Source organism: Candidatus Synechococcus spongiarum SH4 (assembly GCF_000586015.1).
Taxonomy (GTDB): domain Bacteria; phylum Cyanobacteriota; class Cyanobacteriia; order PCC-6307; family Cyanobiaceae; genus Synechococcus_B; species Synechococcus_B spongiarum_F.
This window is the reverse complement of record NZ_JENA01000191.1, coordinates 1-3,112: the sequence shown is the minus strand read 5'-3', so window position 1 is coordinate 3,112 and position 3,112 is coordinate 1. Positions and strand designations below refer to the sequence as shown.

Genomic DNA, 3,112 nt, shown 5'->3' with positions numbered 1-3,112 from the left:
TACGTGGGAGTGACAGTTCCCCTGCACCGGCGCAGCACTCGCTCAAGCTCCGTTTCTCCCTCCCACGCCGCTGGCGCAGACAGCCTCGGGGAGGCAGTGCCCGCTTGAATGCCTGTGGAGGCGGTGGGGCGGACTGATTTTTCATGGTGAGAGGGCAGCCCATGGGGAAGGTTGTCCAGCCTCAACAACAGGCCACGGCTTTCAGGTGGGCGACTGCAGGGCCATGGCAAACGCCGCCAGCGTGAAATCCGTCTTGGCGTCTTCTGGCGGCCATGATGTTGGGCAATCGCTTGGAAACCATGCGCCTGGTGCTCACCACCTGCGCCGATCAGGCCAGCGCCGATCAACTGGCCCGCCGCTTGCTGGAGCAACGTCTCGCGGCCTGCGTCAGCCTGCTGCCCGTCACCTCCTACTACCACTGGCAGGGGGAACTCCAGCAGGAGCGGGAGGTGCAGATGCTCATCAAGACCAGCCCTGAGCAACTGCCCGGGCTGCTGGAGGCGTTGACCCGCCACCACAGCTATGAGGTGCCCGAGCTTGTGGTGCTGGAAGCCAGTGCTGCCGGCTCCTATGGCGTCTGGTTACGGGATGCGGTGGCCCCCCGCTGATGGCCAATGCCTTCAGTCGGGCGCCGGAGCCAAATGGGGCAGCTCCCTGCTGAGAAGATGGCGCAGGGACACGGCGGGCCGGGGGCCCAGGTGGCTGATCACCTCGGCGGCCGCCAGGGAGCCAATGCGACCACAGTCCGCCAGGGACAGTTGACGGGTGACGCCGTGGAGGAAACCGGCCGCATAGAGATCACCCGCGCCGGTGGTATCCACCACCCCTGCCAGGGGATGAGGGGGGACGGCATGAACCAGCCCACCACCAAGAACCACGGATCCCTGGGCGCCGCAGGTGAGGGCCGCAACGAGAGGCCGCTGCCGCAAATGCTCCACGGCATCAGCAATGGCGTCCACCTGAAGGAGGGCCATGATCTCCATCCCGTTGGCGAAGAGAATGTCCACGTGCTCCGCAAGCATGGCGCGGAAGTCGTCCCGGTGACGCTCCACACAAAACCCGTCGGACAGGCTGAGGGCCACCAGACCGCCCCCTTCCCGTGCCATGGCGGCGGCGCGCCGGAAGGCGGCCTTGGCGCCGGGATCGTCAAACAGGTAGCCCTCCAGGTAGAGCACCTTGGCTTGCCGGATGAACCGGGGGTCCAGGTCAGCCTCCCCCAGATCACGGGCACAGCCCGGATCCGCTGCCATGGTGCGTTCGGCGTCCGGGGTGATCAGCACCAGGCAACGACCCGTTGCCGCTCCGCCGGGGGAAGGGGGCGTGGGGTAAGTCACGCCGATGGTGGTGATGTCATGGCGGAACGCGCGCCCCAGTTGATCATCACAAACCCGCCCGATGAACCCGGTGGAACTGCCCAGGCTGGCCAGACCGGCCACGGTGTTGGCGGCGGAGCCGCCGGAGGTTTCCAACTCCGGCTCCAGGGTGTTGTAGAGCGCGTCCATCCGGGCAGGGTCCAGAAGCGCTGTGCCCCCCTTGGGCAGGCCATGGCGCTGCAACACCTCCTCCTGCACCCGCACCAGTACGTCAACGATGGCGTGCCCAACCGCCACCACATCGTGGCGCTTGTCGGGACGCACCGTTACCCCGGAGGCGCTCAATGGCTCAGCAGGCCCCGCTTGGGGCCGTGAATGGGGTCCTCCACCAGGATGGTCTGGCCCCGGTCGGGCCCCAGGGACACAATGGCGATGGGCGCCTGCAGCAGGTCCGCCAACTCCCCCAGGTAGGCCAGGGCGTTGGGGGGGAGATCCTCAAGGCTGCGGCAGGGGCTGGTGTCCGTCCGCCATCCGGGCAGGGTCTTGAAAATCGGCCGACAGCGAGCGAACTGGCCCGCGTCAATGGGGAAGTCGCGAATCACTTCACCGTCCAGTTCATAGGCGGTGCAGACCTTGATCTCCTCCAGTTCGTCCAGCACGTCCAGCTTGGTGATGGCGAGGCAGTCAATCCCGTTCACCTGGACGGCATAGCGGCCAATCACGCCGTCGAACCAGCCACACCGGCGGCGCCGTCCCGTGGTGGTGCCGAATTCTCCGCCCCGGTCGGTGAGGTGGTGGTTCAGGTCCCCCTGCAGCTCGGACGGGAAAGGCCCTTCCCCCACCCGGGTGGTGTAGGCCTTGGCCACCCCGATGACGCGATCAATCATGGTGGGACCCACACCGGCGCCGATGCAGGCGCCGCCGGCAACAGGGTTGGACGAGGTTACGTAGGGATAGGTGCCGTGGTCCAGATCCAGCAGGGTGCCCTGGGCGCCTTCGAAGAGAAGGTTCTTGCGGTTGCGGGCCGCGGCGTGGATGGTTCGGGTGCCGTCCACCACGTGGGGCGCCAGCCGTCGGCCGTGGCCCGCGTACTCCCGGATCACGTCGTCCGCATCCAGGGGCTCCAGGCCGTAGAGGTTCTGCAGGAGTTGGTTTTTCTGGCGGATAATGGGGCGCAGCCGTTGGGCAAGCCCAGCGGAATCCAGAAGATCCAGCATGCGGATGCCGCTGCGCTCGGATTTATCCGCATAGGTGGGACCAATGCCCCGGCCCGTGGTCCCGATCTTGTAGGGCCCCCGGTTGCGCTCCAGGGCCTTGTCCAGGAGGCGGTGATAGGGCATGGTCACGTGGGCGCTGGAGGCCAGCTTGAGACCCGAGACGTCGATGCGGTTCGCCAGCAGCATGTCCAGTTCGGCAATCAGCACCTTGGGATCCACCACGGTGCCGGCGCCAATGAGGCACAGGGTGTCCGGGTAGAGGATGCCGGAGGGAATGAGATGGAGTTTCAGCAGGGTTCCGTCCACCACGATGGTATGCCCTGCATTGACGCCGCCCTGGTAGCGGACCACCAGATCCGCCGAGCGACTCAGCAGATCCGTGATTTTCCCTTTTCCCTCGTCACCCCACTGGGCGCCGATCACAACAACGTTCGCCAAGAAATCCGCGCCCCTAGACCGTATGGGAACAAGACAACATTAGTAGTGTCGCAGGTGGTGGCCCCGCCGGGCGCTTCAGGCGCCCCGCGCCACGCTCAACTCGGCCATCTTCCACTCTTTTTGCAGACGATTGCGAAGTTTCTC

General features: G+C 66.1%; 3 protein-coding genes. 1 reads left to right on the top strand and 2 read right to left on the bottom strand.

Features of this window, described 5'->3' with window-relative positions; all coding sequences use genetic code 11:
• The first annotated feature begins 272 nt into the window (after positions 1 to 272).
• On the top strand, positions 273 to 608 hold the full coding sequence (gene cutA, locus BG35_RS0108150; RefSeq protein WP_025782437.1) for a divalent-cation tolerance protein CutA: 336 nt from the start codon (positions 273 to 275) through the stop codon (positions 606 to 608).
• Between the two features lie 12 nt (positions 609 to 620).
• Here cutA and BG35_RS0108145 read toward each other — a convergent pair whose 3' ends face one another.
• Together BG35_RS0108145 and BG35_RS0108140 are read right to left on the bottom strand one after the other, a co-directional pair.
• On the bottom strand, positions 621 to 1,658 hold the full coding sequence (locus BG35_RS0108145) for an adenosine kinase (protein ID WP_025782436.1): 1,038 nt from the start codon (positions 1,656 to 1,658) through the stop codon (positions 621 to 623).
• Entirely contained in the window at positions 1,655 to 2,968 is a 1,314-nt protein-coding gene (locus BG35_RS0108140; RefSeq protein WP_025782435.1) for an adenylosuccinate synthase, read from the bottom strand. The genes BG35_RS0108145 and BG35_RS0108140 overlap by 4 nt, the downstream gene beginning before the upstream one ends.
• Positions 2,969 to 3,112 lie beyond the last annotated feature (144 nt).

Excerpts from the sequence above, each read along its gene's own strand:
- cutA (WP_025782437.1), top strand. The coding sequence starts at position 273 with ATGATGTTGGGCAATCGCTTGGAAACCATGCGCCTGGTGCTCACCACC.